Source organism: Allosphingosinicella sp., from assembly GCF_036570505.1.
Lineage (GTDB): Bacteria > Pseudomonadota > Alphaproteobacteria > Sphingomonadales > Sphingomonadaceae > Allosphingosinicella.
On sequence record NZ_DATCYB010000004.1, the window covers coordinates 1 to 16,457 of the forward strand.

A 16,457-nucleotide genomic window follows, 5' to 3' on the forward strand; every position below is an offset into this window, starting at 1 on the left:
GAACCGATCTATCCCTCCACAGCCAGGCCAAGCTCAGCGCCGTCGCTCGCCAGCTCAACGAACGACCCAGAAAAACCTTGATGTATCAAACACCCGCTGAAATGTTCGCACAGCGTGTTGCGACCACCCGTTGAACCCACCGCGCATTGCGGACGCCGGGCCTGTGAGCAGTCCTCGCCGGGCAATTTCTCGTGTCGCCACTTGTGGGCCGGCCTGCCGGGGAACCGAGCCAATTTGAGGTTGACGTTGTTACCGTGGTAACATAATAACAGCATTTATGACGAAGATTGAACGCATTCAAACCGGCGTGCGCATGGAGAAGCGTCTTTTGAAGGTCCTCAAAGGACTCGCCGAATATCTCGACCTTTCCCTGGGCGAGTTGCTGGAAGGAATGACTCTCCACGCGTTTGAAGGGAAAGCGCCGTTTTCGCGGGAGACCCTGAAGAAGATCGACCATCTGAAGGCAGTCTACGATCTTCAACTTTCCGCGGTCGAATGCCACGCACTTGTCGAGGAGTCTCACAAATGACAGCTTGCGGGCTCGTGCACTCACGATCGCAGCGATCCGGGTCCTTCCTCATCCCACTGAAGCAAGAAGACGCCTTTCCTCTTTTTACGGCTGAGGGCGAGCGGGACTGGGTTCCCGGGTGGTCGCCGCTCGTTCTGGGCTCAAGTCCTCAAGAGCCCGGACTCGTTTTCCTCACCGACCACGGAGGCGAAAGCACCATATGGACCGTGATCGACTCAGACCGCGACCAATGGCGTCATCGGTACTCCCGGGTCACTCCGGGCGTCCGCGCAGGCATTGTCGAAGTGGCGATTTCGCCGGAGGGAGAAATGAGCCGGATCAACGTTTCCTATGATATGACGGCCCTACCAAATTCGGGTGACGAAGCGCTGATGCCCTACAATGAGGACAACTTTCGCGCGATGCTCGACGAATGGCAAAGTCTGATCGGGCAATGGATTCAAACGAGAGCGGCCATCGCCTGACTGACCTATCTCGATGTCCGTTTCCCGACCGGTCCGGCCGCTTTCGACCCAAAGCAGATGAGGTGGATGGCTCCCGCTCACGGCATCTGAGTGCCAAGATGGGTTGCTATCAGGCAAACCCGAGCAATGGAGCCATCCACCATGGAGATTACCACAGTCGGCCTCGATTTGGCCAAGCGTGTTTTTCAGGTTCACGGAGTTGACGCGGCGGGCGGTGCTGTCCTCGCGACGCTTGGCGTCGAGGGCTACAACCCGCTCCTGAAAAATCGCCGACGTCGCCTGACCGATCTTCGCACTGGTCTTGGTGAGCCTATCCCTCCTCATGCCCTCGCCAAGATCGAACGGTTGCTGAGCCGGCTGGAGCTCGTTCTCGATCAGATCGCCACGCTGGAACGCGACCGCGATGCGGTAGCCGGGGCGCCCGCTTCGGATGATGATTCCAGTCGGATGATCCAGCAGCTCTGCAGTCTGCGCGGTATAGGGGTGCAGAGTGCCACAATACTGGTCCGCGAGGCCTTCGTCCGTCGCTTCGCTAATGCCAAAGCGCTCGGATCATATGCAGGTCTTACTGCGACGCCGTACAACAGTGGTGGGATAGAACGCGAGCAGGGGATCGGAAAAGCCGGAAACCGACGGCTTCGAACGGTGATGGTGGAGCTGGCCTGGCTCTGGCAACGTTACCAGCCTGGTGCCGCCCAGGTTGCCTGGTTCCGTGAGCGTACCGGCTCTACTGGTCGCCGGGTCCGAAAAGTGATGGTAGTCGCGCTCGCTCGCAAGTTGCTGATCGCTCTGTGGCGGTTTGTCGTCGATGGCGTCGTACCCGAGGGAGCGACAATGAAGCCCGCCATATAATAATTATCGAGATCGGGCAGCTCTGCGACGGCATTGCTGCCCGGTGGCCGAGGGAACGTCGCCGTTGTCCGGCGTGGTGCTCCAGTGCCGTCTTCACAGAGTGGTGCCGTTCCTTTGGAGCTCTTCCGTCCCGAACGCGGGACAGTGGTCGGGATTATTGTCCCGCCGGATGTGAGGTTCGCAGGCAGGTCCTGCAGGAAGAGAGCTCACCTCGGATCACATGCTAAAAACTGTTGACGGGAGAATCATCATGTGAGGCCGGACAGAAGTCTGCACCCGACCAAGCGCCAACACATCGCATTTTGTCCTTGCAACGCGGGAGCCATCCACAGAGGACATTCAGGAGGCGTGTAAGCCTGCGAGAATCTGTGCTCGTAATCCTACTTTGCGATTGACCGACTCGAAGGCAGGAGAGCAAGGCAGCGCTGGGCCGCCTGTCGGTAGCGCCAGCATTCTCCACGGCCGATTATCGCGTTGCGTACGCGTAAATTCTGCCCCTCTCAGACCAGGAGAACGGCCATGTCCGATACGACGCGGACCGCGCCTGACAGCGCAAAGCCTCTTGCCCCGGAACCCACGAAGACCCCGGTTGCGGAAAGGCCCATTATTGGAGCGGCTGCGGCCCAGCCGACCGGCGACTCAGCAATCCGGCCGTTCCAGTTCCATGCGTCCGAGGAGGATTTGACTGACCTCAAGCGGCGGATCGCGGCGACGCGATGGCCCGACCCCGAAACGGTCAATGACGATACGCAAGGCGTGCAGCTCGCGACGATGCAGAAGCTCGCCGGCTATTGGGCGAGCGAATATGACTGGCGCAAGGTCGAGACGCGGCTGAACGCCTTCCCGAACTTCATCACCGAAATCGACGAGCTCGACATTCACTTCATCCACGCTCGTTCGAAGCATGAGAATGCCCTGCCGATCATCGTCACCCACGGCTGGCCTGGATCGATCATCGAGCAGCTGAAGATCATCGAGCCGCTGACCGATCCGACCGCTTTTGGGGGGACGGAGTCGGACGCTTTCCATGTCGTGATCCCGTCAATGCCCGGCTACGGCTTCTCGGCCAAGCCGACGGCCCCCGGCTGGAATCCCCCGCGGATTGCCCAGGCCTGGGTGACGCTGATGAAGCGGCTCGGTTACACGCGCTTTCTGGCGCAGGGGGGCGACTGGGGCGCGCTGATGACCGAGATCCTGGGGGCGATGGCGCCTCCGGAGCTGGTGGCAATCCACACCAACATGCCATCCACCGTGCCGCCGGAGATCTACCAGGCATTGCGTGACGGAAACGGCCCGCCCACCGGCCTCTCGGACGAAGAGCGCCGCGCCTATGAGCGGCTCGACCTCTTCTTCACCCACGGGCTCGCCTATGCAAACCAGATGGGCCACCGCCCGCAGACGTTGTACGGGATCGCGGATTCCCCGGTTGGCCTCGCCGCATGGTTCCTCGACCATGACATCTCAAGTTACCAGATGATCGCGCGGACCTTCGATGGCGAGCCGGAGGGGCTGTCGCGCGACGACGTCCTCGACAACATCACGATCACCTGGCTGACCAACACGGCGATATCCGGGGCTCGGCTCTATTGGGAGGCAATGCCGCGCACGTCGTCCGGCTTTGGCATTGAGCGCAACAACGTTCACTTCTTCGAGCCGTTCGGAGTCCAGGTTCCGACTGCCGTGAGCCAATTCCCAGACGAGCTCTACCCGGTTCCGCGCAGCTGGGCGGAACGGACCTATCCGAAGCTCATCCATTATGGCCAGCAACCCAAGGGCGGCCATTTCGCCGCCTTCGAGCAGCCGGAATTTCTCGTGAATGAGCTCAGGACCGCGTTCAAGCCCTTGCGTTGAGCTTCGCGGATGTGGGCGGCGTCGAGCGGCGTCGCCCGCCTTTTTGGCACTCCGACCCGGAGACGCGCCATGATCGGCAAGATTGCCGTTTCGTTTTTGGTGCTGGCGATCGCCAGCGTGGCTCATGCCGGCATGCAATGGCCGGCATCAGGATAGCGCCCATGACTACGGCACCCACCATCACCCAACCCGCGCCGGCACCAATATGAGGCGCCGCGCAGCTGGACGGAGCAGGCCTATGCCAAGCTCATCCATTACAATCGCGTCGCCAAGGGCGGGGCATTTCGCCGGTGGGAGCAGTCCGGGATTTTCGTCGACGAGTTGAGAGCAGCATTCAAGTCACTCCGTTGAAAGGCAACCTATGTCCTCTCCAACCATAGTCCTGGCGGCAGCCATGCTGATCGTCGCAAGCGCTGCGGCCGCTCAAACCGCGCCGCCGCGACCCGCGGGCAGCACGCGCACGGACCTGCAGCGGCACGACCTCGGCATAGCTGGGCGAGAGGTGCTTCAGGCGCGCGTCGACTTCGCCCCCGGTGCGTCGTTTCCCGCCCACAAGCACCCCGGCGAGGAGATCATCTATGTGCTCGAAGGCACGCTAGAATATCAGGTCGAGGGTAATCCGCCGGTGACGCTCAAGGCCGGAAACGTGCTGTTCGTTCCCGCTGAAACCGCCCACGCGGCGACGAATGTCGGCCCCGGCAACGGATCGGAACTCGCGACCTACATTCTGGAGAAGGGAAAGCCGCTTACCGTGTTCGTGAAGTGAGCGCCCACAAGGAGAAACCCATGAGCGAAGTGACTGCATTGCAATTCGATCTGATCCCGCCCAGCGACGATCAGTTTCGCGAGCTGGTTGCCGACCTCGGCGACGAGGAGCGCCACGTGCTGCTCGAGCACGGAACCGAAGCCCCGTTCTGCGGCATCTTCCTCGATGAGAAGCAACCGGGGGTCTATACCTGCCGCTTGTGCGGGTTGCCGTTATTCAAGGGCGGCGCGAAGTTCGAAAGCGGCACGGGCTGGCCGAGCTTCACCGCGCCGTTTGCGGAAGATCACCTCCGCACCATTCGCGACACCAGCTACGGCATGACCCGTCCCGAGATCGTCTGCGCCCGCTGCGGCGGGCACCAGGGGCATGTCTTTCCCGACGGCCCGCCGCCGACCGGCGAGCGCTATTGCATCAACTCGGTGTCGCTGGAGTTCACGCCAAACGGCGATCCGCTCCCCGACAAGCTCGGCCGAGGCGCGCCCGAAGGAGAGGCTTGGACCGGGTGATCCTCCACTTACGCGCCGAGCCTAATAATCCGTGACCGGCTGGCTGGCGGCGGGCTTCTATGGCTTTCTGTCGGCGTCGGGCCTGATCGCTGGCGCCTTGGCCGCGTTGTGGACGCAGACGCGCCATCGGACCATCGCCGCGGTGACCGCCGTTGGTGTCGGTTTGTTGATCGCAGCCGCATCACTTTACCTGATTTCGGCTGCGTTGATGGCGGTTTCCGCAATGATCGCTGGCGCGGCAGCGCTTGCCGGCGCCGCCGCATTCAGCCTGATCAACCTGATGCTCCGGCGCTGGTCGGCGGAGAAGCGCAAGAGGTGTGGCGAGTGCGTGCGCCAACCGAGTGAAAGCGAGACTCCAGGCAGCGGCCTGGCCATCGCCGCCGGCTCAATGCTCGACGCCGTGCCCGAGGCGCTGATCATCGGAGCGGCGGCGGCAGGCGGCACCCACGCGCTGCCGCCAATCGCGCTGATCGGCGCCTTCGCCCTCGCCAACTTTTCCGAGGCCCTGTCCAGCTCGGCAGGCATGCGCAATGCCGGGCGGAGCCGCCGTTACGTCGTGCTGTTGTGGATTGGTGCCACGCTGATTTCGGCAGCTGCCGCCGTGCTCGGCTTTGCGCTGTTCAGTGGCGGAGGTGTCGAGCGCGGCTGGCTGGAGGCCTTTGCGGCTGGAGCCCTTATCGCGCTGGTCGTCGAGACCATGGCGCCAGAAGCGGTCCACGGCCAGCCAGGCTTCACCGGACTGCTGGCCATGCTGGGCTTCTCGGCGCTGCTGCTAGCGCTCGCAAAATGAGACCTGCTGCCGTCAACCCAGGAACAGCTTCGGGTCGAGAAAGGAAGGCGACGCCATGGTAGCCAACGATATGATGATGGCGATGCGGGTTCATGCGTTCGGGCCGCCCGATGCCATCGTTCAGGAAAGCATCGCCATTCCGGCCCCCGAGCCTGACGAGGTCCTAGTTCGGGTGCATGCGGCCGGCGTGGGGCCTTGGGACGGATGGATCCGGAGCGGCAAAAGCGTTCTTCCGCAGCCGCTGCCGCTCACCTTGGGCTCCGACATTGCCGGCGTTGCTGAACGCATCGGCCGGGATGTGACCGGCGTCTCCCCCGGCGATGAGGTCTACGGCGTTACCAATGCGAGGTTTACCGGAGGATATGCGGAGTATGCCGCCTGCAAGGCCGTCATGATCGCCCGGAAGCCGCGCAACCTCTCCTTTGTCGAAGCCGCGTCGGCGCCTGTTGTCGCAGTAACGGCCTGGCAGATGCTGTTCGACGAAGCGAAGCTGTCGGCGGGGCAGACTGCGCTGATCCAGGGGGCAGCGGGCAGTGTTGGAAGCTACGCTGTCATGTTGGCGCTCGCCGCCGGCGTTCAGGTCATTGCTTCTGGGCGAGAGGGACAATTGGAATACCTCCGCGGACTTGGATCTCACGAGGTCACTTTGTCTTCTGAGCTCGCTCGTTATGAGGGTAAAGCCGACGCGGCCATCGATCTCGTCGGAGGCCCGTCTCGGTCGCAGCTGCTCTCCTGTGTCAAACCGGGCGGCTCGCTGGTCACTGCGGTCCCACCGCCCCCAACGGAGGCAGCAAAGCGGCGGAACGTACGAGCAAGCTTCCTGCTCGTGCACGTCGAGACACGCTATCTGGATAAGCTGACCACCCGCTTCGAGGCCGGCCAGATCCAGCCGTACGTCGGAGCGGTTCTTCCGCTCGCCGAAGCTCGGTCGGCGCACGAAATGCTTGATCGCATCAGGCCTGCCAAGCCCGGCAAGATCGTTCTCGTGCCGGAGCTTCCGCAGGCCAATCGCTGAGCTGCCCCGTGTGAGCACGGCCCACTGATGCAGGCTCGAGGACAGAGTGGCTGGAGTTCGCATGCAGCACTTGGCAATCAGGAGGCCCTCTGATGGATACACCGGTTGAGAGACTCATCGACACTCGCGCGGCGCAGATGTTCCCGACTTTGGCGCCGGCAGAGGTTGAGCGGCTGCGCCGCTTCGGTTCGGTGCGGACCCACGACCAGGGCGACGCGCTGGTGCGCGTCGGTGAGACCGGTCACGGCCTGACCATCTTCCTCGCTGGCGAGGCCGAGATCACTCAGCACGACGAGAACGGGACGCGCACCCACATCGTAACCTACGGCCCGGGCTCATTCATGGGCGAGCTGGCGCAGCTGTCCGGGCGGCCGGCGCTGGTAGATTCGCACGCGCTGACCAAGGTCGAAGTTATCGTCATCCCTCCCGACCGGTTGCGCGCACTGCTCATCGCCGAGGCTGAGGTTGGCGAGCGGATCATGCGAGCGCTGATCCTGAGACGCGTCGGCCTGCTCGAGACTGGGAGCGGCGGGCCCGTCATCGTCGGGCGCGAAGGCAGTGGCGAGGTGCTTCGGCTGGTGAATTTCCTGACCCGGAATGCCCAGCCCTATCAGCGTCTCGATCCGGAAAACGACAATGACGCCCGCGCCCTACTCGAGCAGTTCCAGGTCGTGCCCGAAGAGCTGCCCATCGTGCTTTGCCCGGGCGGCCAGTTGCTCCGTAACCCCAGCGAGAACGCGCTCGCGCGCTGCATCGGCATGGTCGGTCCAATCGATCCGAACCGGTTGTTCGACGTGGTGGTGGTCGGCGCCGGGCCGGCCGGGCTCGCCACCGCCGTCTATGCCGGATCGGAAGGGCTCTCGGTGCTCGCGCTCGACTGCCGCGCCTTCGGCGGACAGGCCGGCGCGTCCTCCCGGATCGAGAATTACCTCGGCTTTCCGACCGGTATCTCGGGCATGGCGCTCATGGGCCGGGCGTTCAGCCAGGCGCAAAAGTTCGGCGTCGAAGCGGCGATTCCTGACGAAGCGATCAATCTGGAATGCGGCAACGATCCGCTGCGCCTCACACTCGCTACCGGCGAGCGTGTCCAGACGCGTGTCGCCGTCATCGCAACCGGGGCTCGCTATCGACGGCTTGACGTTCATGGCTTGGAGCAATTCGAGGGAACCTCAATTCATTACTGGGCCTCGCCGCTTGAGGCCAAGCTGTCAGAGGGCGAAGAGATCGCGCTCGTCGGCGGCGGCAATTCAGCGGCCCAAGCAGTCGTATTTCTCGCTACGCAGGCCAAGCAGGTGACGCTGCTCGTCAGAAGGCCTCTCGAAGCAACCATGTCGCATTATCTGGTCGAGCGGATCGGGCAACTAACCAATGTCGAGGTGGTAACTGGGGTTGAAGTCTCCGCGATAGAAGGCGCTGACCGCCAGCTCGAAGCGATCCGCTGGCGTGAACTCTCCACCGGCGCCGAGACGCAAAAGCCGGTCGCACAGCTATTTTCCTTCATCGGCGCGGATCCCAATACGGACTGGCTGCGAACTTCCGGACTCAAGCTCGACGCCCGCGGCTTCCTATGCACCGGCACTGATGCGGGCGAGGACCGGCTGTCGCTGGAGACTAGCCGGTGCGGTGTCTTCGCGGTCGGCGATGTGCGGGCGGGATCGGTGAAGAGGGTGGCCGCCTCGGTCGGGGACGGCGCACAGGTCGTGGCCGCGATCCATCAGTATCTGGCGCGGTTGAAGATGCTTGAAGGACAGGCAGCGGAATTGGTGGCCACTCGTGTCAAAGCACAACGCAAGGCCTTCGAGGATCAGATCGACTAGGAAATGGCGCTCGGTCTGAATATTTGCCCTAGATAAGGTGCATGGAACCCTGATGTGAGAGTGCGCTAACCACGCAGAGCGGACGTTAGCTCGCTCACTCTCCACGTCTAAGATAGAATGGCCACGCCGGGGCATTTCCTGCTGTGAATGAAGGGACCAGGGGCCGATGCCCGAGCGCCCAGAAAATGAGCCAGTGTGGACGCGCCGGTCATTGCATCTGTCTAAAGACGTCAAGCTGCTTCCCTGTCCATTCTGTTCGGCAACGAACTTAGCTCTATACGAATATACCTATGCGAAGCTCTTCGCCGTCGACTGCAAAGATTGCGGCGGTCAGGGGCCCCGGCACTCTACGCCCCGGCAGGCCCAGATCAGCTGGAACAGGCGCGCCTGGGACTAACCGGGTCAAAGTGACCTTGGCAACGTCCGCAGCAGCCCGGTTCGGTGGCAGCCCAGCCGGTGGCGCGGGCGAGGAGACCGGCTCCACCGAAGCCGCCGATGGGGATCCCCGTCTCTGCTCACCTCGTGGAGACACGGTCTTGCCATGCGCCGCGTCTCCGCAATAGGACCGCATCATCGCTGCCAACACGGGATGAAAAGATGAGAAATATGGGCCGCCGTCTGCTTGCAGGTGCTTCCCTCTTCGTGGCGGGAACCGCTGTCGCGTCGACCGGCGCTGCTTCCGATTTCGACGTTCCCCGCGTCAGCCAGGATGTGAAGACGCTTTCGAGCGATGCTTATGAGGGTCGCGGCCCCGCCACCCGGGCGGAGACGAAGACCATCGCCTACATCATTTCGCAGATGAAGGCAGCCGGGCTGCAGCCCGGGGGGACGCCAACGCAAGGCGGCCGGCAATGGACGCAGGAGGTGCCGCTGCTGAAGTCCGACATCATCGGCACGCCGGTCGTGTCGCTGAGCACGGACGGCGCCTCGCGCCCGTTGACCCAAGGCAGCGAGATCGCAGTGCGGGCCGCTCTCACCGGGCAGACTGCGGTGGATATCGAGAACGCTCCGCTCGTCTTTGTCGGCTATGGCGTGAAGGCGCCGGAACGCAACTGGGACGATTTCAAAGGCGCCGATCTTCGCGACAAGATCATGGTCGTCCTCGTCAACGATCCAGATTTCGAAGGCGGTGAAGGCGATTTCGGCGGCAAGGCAATGACCTATTATGGCCGCTGGACCTACAAATATGAGGAAGCCGCACGCCAGGGTGCGGCCGGCGTGCTGGTGGTTCACGAATATGCCCCCGCCTCCTATGGCTGGGCCACGGTCAAGAACTCCAACACGAACACGATGTTCGACATCGTTCGGAAGGATCCGACGGCGGAGCATACCGCCATGGAAGGATGGATTCAGCGCGACCTAGCCGTCCAGCTGTTTCGCGCAGCAGGCCTCGATTTCGAAGCGCTGAAGGAAGCGGCGCAGCGGCGTGACTTCAAGCCGGTGCCTCTCAACAGCACCTTGTCGGCTCATTATGCGGTGAAGCCTGAGACGATCGTGTCGCACAACGTCCTCGGCCGCCTTCCCGGCAATGGGCATCCCGACGAGACGGTAATCTATTCGGGGCACTGGGACCATCTCGGCATCGGCCAACCGGACGCGCGCGGCGACCGAGTCTACAATGGCGCGCGCGACAATGCCTCAGGCATCGCCATGATGTTGGAGCTCGGACGCGCCTTCGCCAAGGCGCCGCCGACGGACCGCTCCCTCGTCTTCATGGCGGTCACGGCAGAGGAAAAGGGGCTGCTCGGCTCCGAATATTATGCGGCAAACCCGGTCTATCCGCTCGCGACTACCGCTGGCGTGATCAACATGGACTCGACGATCGGACCGGGCGCGGCGAAGGACTTCACGATCTCGGGCGTCGCCAAGCTGGGCCTGCTCGACATGCTGGTGAGCGAGGGCAAGGAACTGGGTCGCAGCTACACGCCGGATCCCCGCACCGAAGCGGGAGGCTTCTACCGGTCGGACCACTTCCCCTTCGCGAAGCAAGGCGTGCCGGCAATCTCCTTCGGTGCCGGGCGCGACTTGGTCGAGGGCGGCGTTGAACGCAGCAAGGCGCTGTCCGAGGTCTATACACGCGACCGCTATCATCAGCCTGCCGACGAGTGGAGCGCCGACTGGGACCTCTCGAGCGTCGTTCCGGACCTCACCCTTCTATACAATCTCGGACACTCCCTCGCCAACGCTCGCACATGGCCCGACTGGAGCCCGGACTCCGAGTTCCGCGCAGTACGAGCGACAACGGTCGCGGAGCGACAATAGGCTTTCAGCCGCCGTCGGCAGTGGAAAGCGGACCTCCAATTCCATCGCGGCTCTGGGTCCGGAAGCGACCCATTGCGGTCATTACCAAGCGGCCAACCCGTGCAGGTAGGTTCGGATTTCGTGGAGATGCCGCCCCCAATGGCTTTGGTATCCGAAGCGGAACTCCCAAACCGCATCATTGTGGCTGGCGTTTTCGAAGAGCCAAAGCACTTCCAACAAGTCAGAGGCGATTTCCGCGAGGTCACCCACGGCGATGCTCATGCCGATTGCTTGTTCCTGCCCCTCTTGTGGGTCCACAAGTGCATACCAGTCCAAGTCGGGGAACGCTGCATTCGCTGCATCGATGATAGGCCTTTCATCGCTTCGGGGTGCCGCCGATGCTTCTGTCGTGTCCGGCTCGACGTCCGGCACGCGGTGGTAGGTAGAAACCAGCCCATCAAGAGTCTTGGCCAAGTCGTAGAGCGTCGCACCATCCTTGCCCTCAAGGGCGTCGAGATAGTGGCGGATTGCGGTGCTGATGTCGTCGCGAATAAGAGTTTGGGCGTCAGTCATTCGACCACGTTGCCGCTTGTCGCTGTGGTTGTCGAGAATGTCCGGTATCCACCCATTGCGGATGAGGTGGATGGCTCCCGCTCACCGGATTGCAGATCTAACGTCCGCTTTTCCGTGGCACCGGCCTCGAAGCCGAACGTCCGCAACCGGCCCTATTCCAGGCAGCAAATCCGACTGCGAACTGTGCTTGAAAGGAATATCCTGGCGGATGCTGGGACGGGTTCGGAAGGTTCCGAACCCATGTCGCGACTCGGCACTCAACCCAAATCGATTCCCGCTTTGAGAGTCGAACCCGTTTTCATTTTGTTCCTGATGGTATCGCTGATGGACAGGATTCACGTGCGCTAGATTTCTCCAAGGTAATCAAGTCACTGATTATCCAATTGGATTCCCGCTACCTCCCGTTAGGTCCCGCGCAGCCAGCCCATCAGTTCGCGGAAGGGGATGACCTGGTTGAAGGCGATGCCGGCGAGACCTTCCTGATGCCAGCGCACCACGCCGGCAACAGGACGGAAGCCCTCCAGCGAAATGACGATCTCGGCGCCGGGTTCGAGTGGCTGGTCTGACTCGACCTTGACGCCGCCTTGCGAGATGTCGCGGGTGTTGACCCAATGGGTCGTGGCGCCGACGCGCAGCGTCGCCAGCCGGTCGACCTCCACCCGCGGAAGGCGTGGTTTCCAGCCGTTGTCGAGAACCGGTTCGGCGGTGAGCAGCTCCTCGACGTCGATCGGCGCATCGAAGGTGATGCCGATGTTCGAGCCGTCGCTCCAGGTGACGATGCCGGGGATCTGCTGGTTGGTCTTGAGTTCGACCGCGATGCGCTGATCGCTTTGATAAGCCGAATAGACATGGGCCATGAGGCCGCCGGCGGAAATGTTGCGGACGAGGCAGAGCTCGCGGTCGTCTTCGGAGATAAGCGTTCCCACTCTCAGGATCGTGAGATGCCGCGCCTGCTGCCGCCGCTCTCCCGGCGGTGGCGGCGCCTTGTCGGAAAAGGAGAACGTCGTCTCCTCGAAAGCGCTGGTCATCAGCAACGTCCCGTACTCCCTTAGGTGCCGCCGGGGCGCCCCCCTTCGCCCCAGACGGTCGAGCAAGATTAAAGGGATAGAAGTTTAAGAAGGCCTTACGATCGGCCTCGCGCTGATACCGCACCCTGCGTCGCCGCGTCTCTTCACGGCTTGCTTACTCATTTTGGCTAAGCCCTCGGCATGAACGCGCAAGGCAGGATCGAAGCTGGCCCGCGCCAAGATGCGCGGCCCCAATCCGCGGTCAGCACGGGCGTGGGGCTGGCGGGCCTCGCCGGCCTGGTCGCCTGGACGGTGGCGGCCCGCGCCCAGGGCTGGGCGGGGCCGGCGGCCGCGCTGGTCGGGTTGCTCGCCTGCGGTGTGCCGATGGTGCTCTGGTCACTGCTGGTGGACAAGGTGCATCGCAGCCCCACCACCGGTATCGACTGGGATGCGCCGCCGCGGCCCTGGGGCGAAAGCGTGGATATCAGCCTCGTCAAGATCGTGGGATTATGGGCGATCTGGGGCGTCATCGGCTGCCTCTACTGCATCGCCCGCTGGTATTGGCGCGGCGATTATCTCTTCGCCATGCAGGTGCTGGCGGCGGGCTCCGCGGCAGCGTTGGTCCTTTCCATTCCTTATGTCTTCTGGCTCGACCGGCGTCTCGGCGAGCCGCGTGACGGCGCCTGGCAGTTCGGCCGGCTCCTGATCGGTCGCGGCCGGGACATCGACCGGAAGCTGCTCTATGATTTCTTCCGAAGCTGGGCGGTGAAGGGCTTCTTCCTCGCCTTCATGATCTCGATCGTGCCGGGCAATTGGAGAAATGTCGTATCGGCACCCGCCGGGGAGATCTTGGCCAACCCGGTCAATCTGTCGCTCTGGCTGATCGGCGCCATGTTCCTGGTCGACGTGAGCCTGGCGACCGTCGGCTACGTCCTGACCATGAAGCCGCTTGATGCCCATATCCGATCGGCAAATCCGTACGCGGCGGGCTGGGTGGCGGCGCTGATCTGCTATCCGCCCTTCATCCTGATGAACCCCGGCGGGCCGCTCGACTATATCCCCGGCACCGCCGGTCACAATGCCTGGGCGTACTGGATGGAAGCCTATCCGCTCCTGATGGCGCTGACCGGGATCGTCCTCGTCCTCCTCACGGCCGTCTATGCCTGGGCGACGGTGGCGTTCGGCCTGCGCTTCTCCAACCTCACCCACCGCGGTATCCTGACCCACGGTCCCTATGCCTGGACCAAACATCCCGCCTATGTATCGAAGAACCTGTTCTGGTGGCTGGCGACCTTGCCGTTTCTCGCGACGAGCGGAAACCCGGTTGACATGATCCGCAACACCGTTGTCCTCGCCATGGTGAGCGGCGTCTATTATTGGCGCGCCCGCACCGAGGAGTGGCACCTGATGGCAGACCCCGCCTATCGCGACTATGTCGCGTGGATGGAGCGAAACGGACCGCTGCCCCGGCTGATCAACCGGCTGGCGGGAAGGCGATCGCCTGAGCCTGTGGCGGCGGAATAGTCGGCATTTCCGCCTCCTGCGCTTCCGCCATCTGAACTTCCTGCCAGAAGACGTCGAGCAGGCCGGTAAGCTCGGCGATATGGGGGACGTCGTGGCGGCGGACGCAGCGATATTTACGGGTCAGCAAGGCGACTTCGGCAAGGATGAGGCGGGTGAGCTCGCCATGGGCATCAAGGGAAGGGACTGCCTCATAGGCTTCGAGCGCCTGGGCGCGGAGCAATCCATCACACTCGGTCATAGCAATTCTCCCACTTCAAGCGGGATGGCGTCCAGGGGAAGGCTTATCACGTCGAATATATGAAGGGCTGCCAGTGCCCCAGCGATCAGGAGAAGCATCGCGAAAGTGATGAGCGCGATTCGGCCGATGCGCGGCGCCACCTTTTTCTCTTCGAGCATGTAGGCGGGGATCCATTCCGGCTCGGGCTCGGCGGCAGCAAGGTTCAGGCTTCTCGCAACCTCTGGTTCGGCAACGGGCGGCGATGGGGCGGGGGCGGCGTCGCCTCGGTGCCTCAGGCCCGGCCCTACCCGGCCGGCGGCGAAGACCAGCTTCTCGGAGGCGAGCACGGCCTTCTGGGCATCGATCCGGCGGGTCATTTCGTGGAGCGCCGCGTCGGCAGGCGGCATGTCTTCGATGAAGCCCTTGATCTCCCCGTCCAGCGCGACGAGGCAGTCGAGCGCCTCCATGGCAAGCCGGCGGTCGCTGCGTTCCATCGCGAGCTGGAGCCGCATCACGTTCATGTTGCTGGCCCGCAGCAGAAGCATGCCTCGAGCGAGGTCGCTCTCCGACGCCGGTCGCGCCGCCCAATCGAGTCCATTGTACGAAGGAGTGCCCGCACTCTGTTCGGTGGTCGCCATGATTTGCCCTCTCCGAACGGCTCCCCCTACCGATTCGCTGCTCTGGAATTAAGGTTAACGCGAATGGCGATTGCGGGAATGCCCCGGCGGCCGGGAACCCGATTAGACGTTCCGGACGCGGGACGAGCGCGAGAAAAGGGCGATTCAGCCCGCTCGAATCCGGGCTCCGACCGTGGTCGGAAGCCGGCGGGGGCCGCTAGAAGCTCATTTCGTCGTAGACGCGGCTGACGTCGCCCTGCCATTCGCCATGATAGCGGGCGAGCAGCTGTTCGGCGGGGGTGAGGCCGCGCGCGAGGATCTCGCGCAGGGGGTCGAGGAAGCCCGATTCATTGTCGCCGGCGGCGTTGAGATGGGCGCGCGCCTGGAGGCCGGATTCGGCGATGGCGAGGACGCGCTGGCCGAGCTCGCGCAGAGTCTCGCCCCTGGGCGTCAGGGCCTTGAGGCCGAGCTTGGGTACCGCGTCGCGGAGCTGCTGGCGCTCCTCCAGGGTCCAGTGCTTCACCTCGTCCCAGGCGGCATCGAGCGCGGACTGATCGTAAAGCAGGCCGACCCACAGGGCGGGGAGCGCGCAGATGCGGGCCCATGGGCCGCCGTCGGCGCCGCGCATCTCCAGGAAACTCTTGAGCCGGACCTCGGGAAAGGCGGTCGAGAGGTGATCGGTCCAGTCGGAGATGCGCGGCTTTTCGCCCGGAAGGGCCGGGAGGCGGCCTTCCATAAAGTCGCGAAAGGACTGGCCGGCGGCGTCGATATATTTTCCGTCGCGGTAGACGAAATACATCGGCACATCGAGCGCGTAGTCGAGATAACGCTCGTAACCGAAACCGTCCTCGAACACGAAGGGGAGCATGCCGGTGCGGTCCGGATCGGTGTCGGACCAGATATGGCTGCGATAGGAGAGGAAGCCGTTGGGCTTGCCTTCGGTGAAGGGCGAGTTGGCGAAGAGGGCGGTGGCGAGCGGCTGAAGGGCGAGACCGACGCGGAACTTCTCGGCCATGTCGGCTTCGGAGCCATAGTCGAGATTGGTCTGGATGGTGCAGGTTCTGAGCATCATGTCGAGGCCGAGATCGCCGACCTTGGGCATGTAGCGCAGCATGATCTCGTAGCGGCCCTTGGGCATGACGGGGAGGTCGGCGCGGGCCTTGTCCGGCCACATGCCGAGGCCAAGGAAACCGAGCCCCAGCCGTTCGCCCGCTTCCTTGCAGCAGGCGAGGTGGCGCCCGGCCTCGGAACACGTCTGGTGAAGAGTCTCAAGCTGCGCGCCGGAGAGCTCCAGCTGGCCGGCGGGCTCGAGACTGACGGTCCCGTCCGGCCCCGCCAGCGCGATGGCGTTGCCGCCCTCGATCACCGGTTGCCATTGACCGCAGCAGGCGAGGGCTTCGAGGAGATCGCGAATGCCGCCGGGCTCGTCATAGGAAGGGGCGCGGTGGTCGGAGCGGCGATAGACGAACTTCTCGTGCTCGGTGCCGATCCGCCAGGCGGATTTGGGCTTCTCGCCCTTGATGAAGAGGGGCAGGAGGTCGTCGCGGCTGTCGATTTGCGGATCGGCCGTGTCGGAGGCGGTGCGCGTCGTCATCCGGCGGCCCATAGCGGGGCCCGGCCGGACCCGCCAGCCGCTTTCGCCTCGCTACCGTTCGGCGTGGCGGCTCCAGTCGCCGGCCGCGGCCATC

General features: G+C 63.5%; 17 protein-coding genes and 1 pseudogene. 13 read left to right on the top strand and 5 right to left on the bottom strand.

Annotated features, from left to right (window positions below; all coding sequences use genetic code 11):
• The 12 genes and pseudogenes from VIR62_RS00210 to VIR62_RS00265 form a co-directional block, all read left to right on the top strand.
• Positions 1–134 (top strand): annotated as a pseudogene (locus VIR62_RS00210) (IS30 family transposase); the annotation flags it as partial.
• Between the two features lie 143 nt (positions 135–277).
• Positions 278–529, top strand: a complete 252-nt coding sequence (locus VIR62_RS00215; RefSeq protein WP_431867669.1) for a hypothetical protein — start codon at positions 278–280, stop codon at positions 527–529.
• Positions 530–837: 308 nt separating this feature from the next.
• Positions 838–993: a hypothetical protein gene (locus VIR62_RS00220; protein ID WP_431867671.1), complete on the top strand. Its 156-nt coding sequence runs from the start codon at positions 838–840 to the stop codon at positions 991–993.
• 141 nt (positions 994–1,134) lie between these two features.
• Entirely contained in the window at positions 1,135–1,845 is a 711-nt protein-coding gene (locus VIR62_RS00225; RefSeq protein WP_431867672.1) for a transposase, read from the top strand.
• A gap of 519 nt (positions 1,846–2,364) precedes the next feature.
• The gene (locus VIR62_RS00230) at positions 2,365–3,696 is read left to right on the top strand and encodes an epoxide hydrolase family protein (protein ID WP_431867674.1); all 1,332 of its coding nucleotides are present in this window, start codon (positions 2,365–2,367) and stop codon (positions 3,694–3,696) included.
• 394 nt (positions 3,697–4,090) lie between these two features.
• Positions 4,091–4,462: a cupin domain-containing protein gene (locus VIR62_RS00235; protein WP_431867675.1), complete on the top strand. Its 372-nt coding sequence runs from the start codon at positions 4,091–4,093 to the stop codon at positions 4,460–4,462.
• A gap of 20 nt (positions 4,463–4,482) precedes the next feature.
• Positions 4,483–4,968, top strand: a complete 486-nt coding sequence (gene msrB / locus VIR62_RS00240; protein WP_431867676.1) for a peptide-methionine (R)-S-oxide reductase MsrB — start codon at positions 4,483–4,485, stop codon at positions 4,966–4,968.
• A gap of 31 nt (positions 4,969–4,999) precedes the next feature.
• On the top strand, positions 5,000–5,758 hold the full coding sequence (locus VIR62_RS00245) for a ZIP family metal transporter (protein ID WP_431867678.1): 759 nt from the start codon (positions 5,000–5,002) through the stop codon (positions 5,756–5,758).
• Positions 5,759–5,813: 55 nt separating this feature from the next.
• Positions 5,814–6,773: an NADP-dependent oxidoreductase gene (locus VIR62_RS00250; protein WP_431867679.1), complete on the top strand. Its 960-nt coding sequence runs from the start codon at positions 5,814–5,816 to the stop codon at positions 6,771–6,773.
• A gap of 92 nt (positions 6,774–6,865) precedes the next feature.
• Entirely contained in the window at positions 6,866–8,590 is a 1,725-nt protein-coding gene (locus VIR62_RS00255; RefSeq protein WP_431867681.1) for an FAD-dependent oxidoreductase, read from the top strand.
• Positions 8,591–8,756: 166 nt separating this feature from the next.
• Positions 8,757–8,987: a Lar family restriction alleviation protein gene (locus VIR62_RS00260; protein ID WP_431867683.1), complete on the top strand. Its 231-nt coding sequence runs from the start codon at positions 8,757–8,759 to the stop codon at positions 8,985–8,987.
• A gap of 209 nt (positions 8,988–9,196) precedes the next feature.
• The gene (locus VIR62_RS00265) at positions 9,197–10,852 is read left to right on the top strand and encodes a M28 family metallopeptidase (RefSeq protein ID WP_431867685.1); all 1,656 of its coding nucleotides are present in this window, start codon (positions 9,197–9,199) and stop codon (positions 10,850–10,852) included.
• 81 nt (positions 10,853–10,933) lie between these two features.
• Here VIR62_RS00265 and VIR62_RS00270 read toward each other — a convergent pair whose 3' ends face one another.
• Positions 10,934–11,404, bottom strand: a complete 471-nt coding sequence (locus VIR62_RS00270; protein ID WP_431867687.1) for a DUF5063 domain-containing protein — start codon at positions 11,402–11,404, stop codon at positions 10,934–10,936.
• Between the two features lie 404 nt (positions 11,405–11,808).
• Entirely contained in the window at positions 11,809–12,432 is a 624-nt protein-coding gene (locus VIR62_RS00275) for a PilZ domain-containing protein (protein WP_431867689.1), read from the bottom strand.
• A gap of 180 nt (positions 12,433–12,612) precedes the next feature.
• Here VIR62_RS00275 and VIR62_RS00280 point away from each other — a divergent pair, with 180 nt between their 5' ends.
• Positions 12,613–13,935, top strand: coding sequence for a methyltransferase family protein (locus tag VIR62_RS00280; RefSeq protein WP_431867690.1), 1,323 nt, complete (start codon positions 12,613–12,615; stop codon positions 13,933–13,935).
• Here VIR62_RS00280 and VIR62_RS00285 read toward each other — a convergent pair.
• The 3 genes from VIR62_RS00285 to VIR62_RS00295 all read right to left on the bottom strand — a co-directional run bounded on the left by VIR62_RS00285 (position 13,886) and on the right by VIR62_RS00295 (position 16,363).
• Positions 13,886–14,173, bottom strand: a complete 288-nt coding sequence (locus VIR62_RS00285; RefSeq protein ID WP_431867692.1) for a hypothetical protein — start codon at positions 14,171–14,173, stop codon at positions 13,886–13,888. The genes VIR62_RS00280 and VIR62_RS00285 overlap by 50 nt on opposite strands.
• Positions 14,170–14,790, bottom strand: a complete 621-nt coding sequence (locus VIR62_RS00290; protein ID WP_431867694.1) for a hypothetical protein — start codon at positions 14,788–14,790, stop codon at positions 14,170–14,172. The genes VIR62_RS00285 and VIR62_RS00290 overlap by 4 nt, the downstream gene beginning before the upstream one ends.
• A gap of 196 nt (positions 14,791–14,986) precedes the next feature.
• Entirely contained in the window at positions 14,987–16,363 is a 1,377-nt protein-coding gene (locus VIR62_RS00295; protein WP_431867695.1) for a glutamate--cysteine ligase, read from the bottom strand.
• Positions 16,364–16,457 lie beyond the last annotated feature (94 nt).

Coding starts and splice junctions, on each gene's coding strand:
- VIR62_RS00215 (WP_431867669.1), top strand. CDS start 278: ATGACGAAGATTGAACGCATTCAAACCGGCGTGCGCATGGAGAAGCGT.
- VIR62_RS00220 (WP_431867671.1), top strand. CDS start 838: ATGAGCCGGATCAACGTTTCCTATGATATGACGGCCCTACCAAATTCG.
- VIR62_RS00225 (WP_431867672.1), top strand. CDS start 1,135: ATGGAGATTACCACAGTCGGCCTCGATTTGGCCAAGCGTGTTTTTCAG.
- VIR62_RS00230 (WP_431867674.1), top strand. CDS start 2,365: ATGTCCGATACGACGCGGACCGCGCCTGACAGCGCAAAGCCTCTTGCC.
- VIR62_RS00235 (WP_431867675.1), top strand. CDS start 4,091: ATGCTGATCGTCGCAAGCGCTGCGGCCGCTCAAACCGCGCCGCCGCGA.
- msrB (WP_431867676.1), top strand. CDS start 4,483: ATGAGCGAAGTGACTGCATTGCAATTCGATCTGATCCCGCCCAGCGAC.
- VIR62_RS00250 (WP_431867679.1), top strand. CDS start 5,814: ATGGTAGCCAACGATATGATGATGGCGATGCGGGTTCATGCGTTCGGG.
- VIR62_RS00255 (WP_431867681.1), top strand. CDS start 6,866: ATGGATACACCGGTTGAGAGACTCATCGACACTCGCGCGGCGCAGATG.
- VIR62_RS00260 (WP_431867683.1), top strand. CDS start 8,757: ATGCCCGAGCGCCCAGAAAATGAGCCAGTGTGGACGCGCCGGTCATTG.
- VIR62_RS00265 (WP_431867685.1), top strand. CDS start 9,197: ATGGGCCGCCGTCTGCTTGCAGGTGCTTCCCTCTTCGTGGCGGGAACC.
- VIR62_RS00270 (WP_431867687.1), bottom strand. CDS start 11,404: ATGACTGACGCCCAAACTCTTATTCGCGACGACATCAGCACCGCAATC.
- VIR62_RS00275 (WP_431867689.1), bottom strand. CDS start 12,432: ATGACCAGCGCTTTCGAGGAGACGACGTTCTCCTTTTCCGACAAGGCG.
- VIR62_RS00280 (WP_431867690.1), top strand. CDS start 12,613: ATGAACGCGCAAGGCAGGATCGAAGCTGGCCCGCGCCAAGATGCGCGG.
- VIR62_RS00285 (WP_431867692.1), bottom strand. CDS start 14,173: ATGACCGAGTGTGATGGATTGCTCCGCGCCCAGGCGCTCGAAGCCTAT.
- VIR62_RS00290 (WP_431867694.1), bottom strand. CDS start 14,790: ATGGCGACCACCGAACAGAGTGCGGGCACTCCTTCGTACAATGGACTC.
- VIR62_RS00295 (WP_431867695.1), bottom strand. CDS start 16,363: ATGACGACGCGCACCGCCTCCGACACGGCCGATCCGCAAATCGACAGC.